Source organism: Eggerthella sinensis (assembly GCF_003339815.1).
In the GTDB taxonomy this organism is placed as follows: Bacteria; Actinomycetota; Coriobacteriia; order Coriobacteriales; family Eggerthellaceae; genus Eggerthella; species Eggerthella sinensis.
In genome coordinates this window covers 1-5,266 of record NZ_PPTT01000059.1, presented here as the reverse complement: position 1 = coordinate 5,266, position 5,266 = coordinate 1, and the positions used below count along the sequence as shown (strand labels likewise).

3 protein-coding genes are annotated in these 5,266 nt (G+C 64.7%); all 3 read left to right on the top strand.

The window, feature by feature from the left end; all coding sequences use genetic code 11:
* Positions 1 to 154 precede the first annotated feature (154 nt).
* A complete protein-coding gene (locus tag C1876_RS17325; RefSeq protein WP_114547968.1) occupies positions 155 to 2,686 on the top strand; it encodes a ribonucleoside-diphosphate reductase subunit alpha in 2,532 nt (843 codons plus the stop codon).
* A 243-nt stretch (positions 2,687 to 2,929) separates the two neighbouring features.
* Entirely contained in the window at positions 2,930 to 3,973 is a 1,044-nt protein-coding gene (locus C1876_RS17315; RefSeq protein WP_114547967.1) for a ribonucleotide-diphosphate reductase subunit beta, read from the top strand.
* Positions 3,974 to 4,091: 118 nt separating this feature from the next.
* Positions 4,092 to 5,237: a DUF3810 domain-containing protein gene (locus C1876_RS17310; protein WP_114547969.1), complete on the top strand. Its 1,146-nt coding sequence runs from the start codon at positions 4,092 to 4,094 to the stop codon at positions 5,235 to 5,237.
* The last annotated feature ends 29 nt before the right edge of the window (positions 5,238 to 5,266 follow it).

Here is a 5,266-nt window from a genome sequence, read left to right as displayed (position 1 = left end):
GACGCGCCAGGGTCCCAAGAGGCGCCGCGGTCGCAACCCCCCCCCCGCTCAGTGGTGCTTGTTACGCATTCGTTCCCCAATATGTTGCGATATTGGTAACATATTGTGCTACCATAGTCGCTCACCCTTGACGACCCCACGAAGGAACCAAGACATGCAGATTTCTAAGCGCAACGGCACCACGGAAGCCTACGGTGCCGACAAGATCAAGCGCGCGATGGGCGCGGCGTTCGCCAGCGTCGGCAGCGTGCTGGCCGACGACGAGGCCGATCGTCTTGTCGCCGGCATCGAGCGGGCTATGGCCGACGTCGCGGTGAACGGCGCCGTCGCGGTCGAGGACGTGCAGGACCTCGTCGAGCGCGCGCTCATGGAGGCGAACCACTACCAGGAGCTCAAAAGCTACATCCTGTACCGCGAGGACCGCGCCCGCAAGCGCGCCGCCCGCGAGCGCCTGTGCGCGCAGCTGCCCGGCATCGCCGCGCTGCCAAGCGTGCTGGCCGCCGTGCAGAAGGAGTTCGCCGGCGAGGAATACGAGCTCGCGCACCTGCACAACAAGTTCCAGTCGTTCGCGAAGCCCGACGCCACCGACGACCAGAAGCTGGCCATGCTCATCAAGGCGGCCGTCGAACTGACCACCCAGGAGGCGCCGCGTTGGGAGATCATCGCCGCGCGCCTGCTCATGGTGCAGTTCGACCGCGCCCTCGACGAGCGCATGACCGCCCGCCATATCGAGACGTTCGCGCAGAAGGTGGCCTTCCTCACCGAAGAGGGCCTCTACGGCGACTACATCCTGCAGCACTACACGCCCGCCGAGCTGAGCGAGGCCACCTCCTTCCTCGACCCGAGCCGCAACAACCTGTTCACCTATGCGGGCCTGCAGCTGCTGCTCGACCGCTACGTCATCCGCACGCACCAGGGCGCGCCGCTCGAGTCGCCGCAGGAGATGTTCCTCGGCATCGCGCTGCACCTCGCCATGGAGGAGGACCCGGCCGAGCGCCTGGGGTGGGTGCGCCGCTTCTACGACATGCTGAGCCTGCTCAAGGTGACCATGGCCACGCCCACGCTGTCGAACGCGCGCAAGCCGTTCCATCAGCTGTCGTCGTGCTTCATCGACACGGTGCCCGACAGCCTGGACGGCATCTACCGCAGCATCGACAACTTCGCGAAGGTGAGCAAGTACGGCGGCGGCATGGGCCTGTACTTCGGCAAGGTGCGCGCGTCGGGCAGCGCCATCCGCGGGTTCGACGGGGCGGCCGGCGGCGTTATCCGCTGGATTCGCCTGGCGAACGACACGGCTGTGGCGGTCGACCAGCTGGGCATGCGACAGGGCGCCGTGGCGGTGTACCTGGACGCGTGGCATCGCGACCTGCCCGAATTCCTCGCGCTGCGCACGAACAACGGCGACGACCGCATGAAGGCGCACGACGTGTTCCCCGCCGTCTGCTACCCCGATTACTTCTGGCAGCAGGCGCGCGACAACATCGAGGGCGACTGGTACCTCATGTGCCCGCACGAGATCGCCACGGTGAAGGGCTACGCGCTCGAGGACTGTTTCGGCGAGGAATGGACGCAGAAGTACCTCGAATGCGTGGCCGATACGCGCATCAAGAAGCGCGTCATCCCCATCAAGGACGTCATCCGCCTCATCATCAAGAGCGCGGTGGAAACGGGCACGCCGTTCACGTTCAACCGCGACACGGTGAACCGTGCGAACCCGAACAAGCACCAGGGCGTCATCTACTGCAGCAACCTGTGCACCGAGATCGCGCAGAACATGGGCGCCATCGAGCAGGTGGAGCAGCGCATCGAGGACGTCGACGGCGAGCAGGTGGTGGTCACGGTGACGAAGCCGGGCGCGTTCGTCGTGTGCAACCTGGCCAGCCTGTCGCTCGGCCATATCGACGTCGACGATACGCAAGAGCTGGCGTACGTCACCGAAAGCGCGGTGCGCGCGCTCGACAACGTCATCGAGCTCAACTTCTTCCCCGTGCCGTACGCCCAGATCAACAACCGGCAGTACCGGCCTATCGGCCTGGGCGTGAGCGGGTACCACCACATGCTGGCGAAGCGTGGCATCATGTGGGAAAGCGACGAGCACCTCGCGTTCGCCGACCGCGTGTTCGGCGACGTGCATTATGCGGCGGTGCGCGCGTCCAACGCCATCGCGCGGGAGAAGGGCGCCTACGCGTTCTTCGAGGGCAGCGGCTGGCAGACGGGCGAGTACTTCCGCGACCGCGGCCTGGTGGAAGGCCGCTGGGAAGAGCTTGCGCGCGACGTGGCCGAGCACGGCCTGCGCAACGGCTACCTGCTGGCCGTCGCCCCCACCAGCTCCACGAGCATCATCGCCGGCACCACGGCGGGGCTCGATCCCGTCATGAACCGGTACTTCCTCGAGGAGAAGAAGAACGGCCTCATGCCGCGCGTGGCGCCCGAGCTGTCGATGGACACGTTCTGGTACTACAAGAACGCCCACCTCATCGACCAGTCGTGGTCGGTGCGCGCCTGCGGCGTGCGGCAGCGCCACATCGACCAGGCGCAGAGCATGAACCTGTACATCACGAACGAGTACACGTTCCGCCGCGTGCTCGACCTGTACCTGCTGGCCTGGGAAGAAGGCGTGAAAACCATCTACTACGTCCGCTCGAAGAGCCTCGAAGTCGAAGAATGCGAAGCGTGTGCTTCGTGATGGTTCCGTCGGCCTGCTGGCCGCCGGAACCTGCCGACGCTGCGGAGCGTTCTGGCGCCCGATCTCGCGGCGAGGCCGAGGGCTCGCGTACCGAAGTATCCCCTACGGGGACTTCCTTCGGGGCGCGCCACGCCCTCGCCCTCCCCACGATCTCGGGCACCAGAACGCCCCTCGCTGACTGACTGCGCCAACCTGCGCGTTTCAATATGCGCCCTGCGGGCGCATGGAAGGAGATAGCTCGACATGTCTGAACTGAAGAAGAAGCCCCTGTTCAACCCGTTGGGGGATACCGATGTGCTCGACCGGCGGATGATCGGGGGCAACACGACGAACCTCAACGACTTCAACAACATGAAGTACGAGTGGGTGAGCGACTGGTATCGCCAGGCCATGAACAACTTCTGGATACCCGAGGAGATCAACCTCGGCGTGGACGTCAAGGACTACCGCAAGCTGCCCGCGCCCGAGCGGCGCGCCTACGACAAGATCCTGTCGTTCCTGATTTTCCTTGACAGTCTGCAGTCGGCGAACCTGCCCAACGTGGGCGAGTACATCACCGCCAACGAGGTGAACCTGTGCCTGGCCATCCAGACGTTCCAGGAAACGGTGCACAGCCAGAGCTACAGCTACATGTTGGACACCATCTGCGAGCCGCAGGAACGCAACGACGTGCTGTACCAGTGGAAAGAGGACGAGCATCTGCTGGCGCGCAACGAGTTCATCGGGAACCTGTACAACGAGTTCCAAGACGACAAGAGCCCCGAAGCGCTCGCGCGCGTGCTCGTGGCGAACTACATCCTGGAGGGCGTGTACTTCTACAGCGGCTTCATGTTCTTCTACAACCTGGGGCGCAACAACCTCATGCCCGGGTCGGTGCAGGAGATCCGCTACATCAACCGCGACGAGAACACCCACCTGTGGCTGTTCCGCAGCATCCTCTTGGAGCTCAAGGATGAGGAGCCGCAGCTGTTCACGCCCGCGCTGGTGGAGGAGTACCGCGCGATGATCAAGGAAGGCTGCGAGCAGGAGATTCGCTGGGGCCACTACGCCATCGGCGACGAGGTGGCTGGCCTCAACAAGCAGATGGTCACCGACTACATCCAATATCTGGGGAACCTGCGCTGCACGCAGCTGGGCTTCGAGCCTCTGTACGAAGGTCATGATTGCGAGCCGGAAAGCATGTCCTGGGTGAGCCAGTTCTCGAACGCGAACATGATCAAGACCGACTTCTTCGAAGCGAGGAGCACCGCATACGCAAAGTCAAGCGCCCTGGTAGACGACTTGTAGGGAGTGCAAGCTATTCTGCCTTTTGGGACCCTCCTGCGGAGCATTCCGAGCAAAAACTGCCACGAACGGGACCTCGTGCTGCACGACGATCGCGTCGGCTCGGGCTATAATGCTTCCCATGCAAACCGATCAACCGAAAAGGCACGCGGGAGCGTTCCTCCTGAAACGCATGGCGCTCATCCCGCTTGGGATCATCGCGGCGATAGCGACGTGGTACGCGCAGGGCAACCCCGCGTGGGCCGAGTGGTACGCGCAGACGGTGTACCCGGGGCTCTCGAGCGTCGTGGGCTTTCTGCCGTCGCTCGTGGAATTCTCGGTTGCCGAGTGGTTCGTGGGCGCGTTCCTGCTGTTCTGCCTGGGATACGTCGGGTACTACATGCGCGCGGTGATCGCGAGCAAGGGCGCGCGCGGCATGGCCGCGTACCGGGGCGTGATGGGCGCGCTTGCCATCTGCTGCGTCATGTACTTCGCGTTCACCGCGCTGTGCGGGCTCAACTATTACCGGTACACCTTCGCCTCGTACACCGGCTACGACCTGCGCCAGGCCGATGCGACGCCGGAGGAGCGGCAGCAGGAGCTCGTGCAACTGTGCACGTCGCTCGCGAGCGGTCTGGACGAAACCCGCGAGCAGCTTGGGCCGGATACCGACCTGTACAACGCCGCGTCGGGCGAGTTCGAGCGCTATGCGCAGCAGTCGGTGACGGCCCTGCAGACGCTCGCGGAACGCTATCCCGCCTTGGAACGGCCGCTGTATTCGCGGCCGAAGCCCGTGCTGCTGTCGAACCTCATGTCGGACGCGAACATCGCCGGCATCTTCTTCCCCTTCACGGTGGAATCCAACATCAACGTCGACGGGCCGTTCTTCACCGTCCCGGCCGTCATGACTCACGAGTTGGCGCATCAGTGCGGCTTCATGCGCGAGGACGAGGCCGACTTCATCTCGTACCTGGCCTGCACAAGCACCGACGACGAGCTCATGCGCTACAGCGGTTTGCTGCTGGCCTACGATCGCTCCATCTCGGCGCTGCGGAAGGCGGACCCGGACGCGGCGGCCGAAATCGCGTCGGGATTGTCGCCGTTCGTACGGCGCGACATGGCGCAGCGCGCCGTGTTCTGGGCGCAGCACGAGGGCGCGATCTCGGAGGCGTCGACGGCTGCGAACGACGCCTACCTGAAGGCGAACCGCCAGTCCGACGGCGTGCAAAGCTACGGCCGCATGGTGGACCTGCTGCTGGCCGAGCAGCGCGCAGAAGCAGGGGAGTAGCAGCGCCGCCTGCTCCCCAGCCCCCCAGC

Bases quoted from the DNA above. Each gene is read 5' to 3' on its own strand.
- C1876_RS17325 (WP_114547968.1), top strand. From the start codon at position 155: ATGCAGATTTCTAAGCGCAACGGCACCACGGAAGCCTACGGTGCCGAC.
- C1876_RS17310 (WP_114547969.1), top strand. From the start codon at position 4,092: ATGCAAACCGATCAACCGAAAAGGCACGCGGGAGCGTTCCTCCTGAAA.
- C1876_RS17315 (WP_114547967.1), top strand. From the start codon at position 2,930: ATGTCTGAACTGAAGAAGAAGCCCCTGTTCAACCCGTTGGGGGATACC.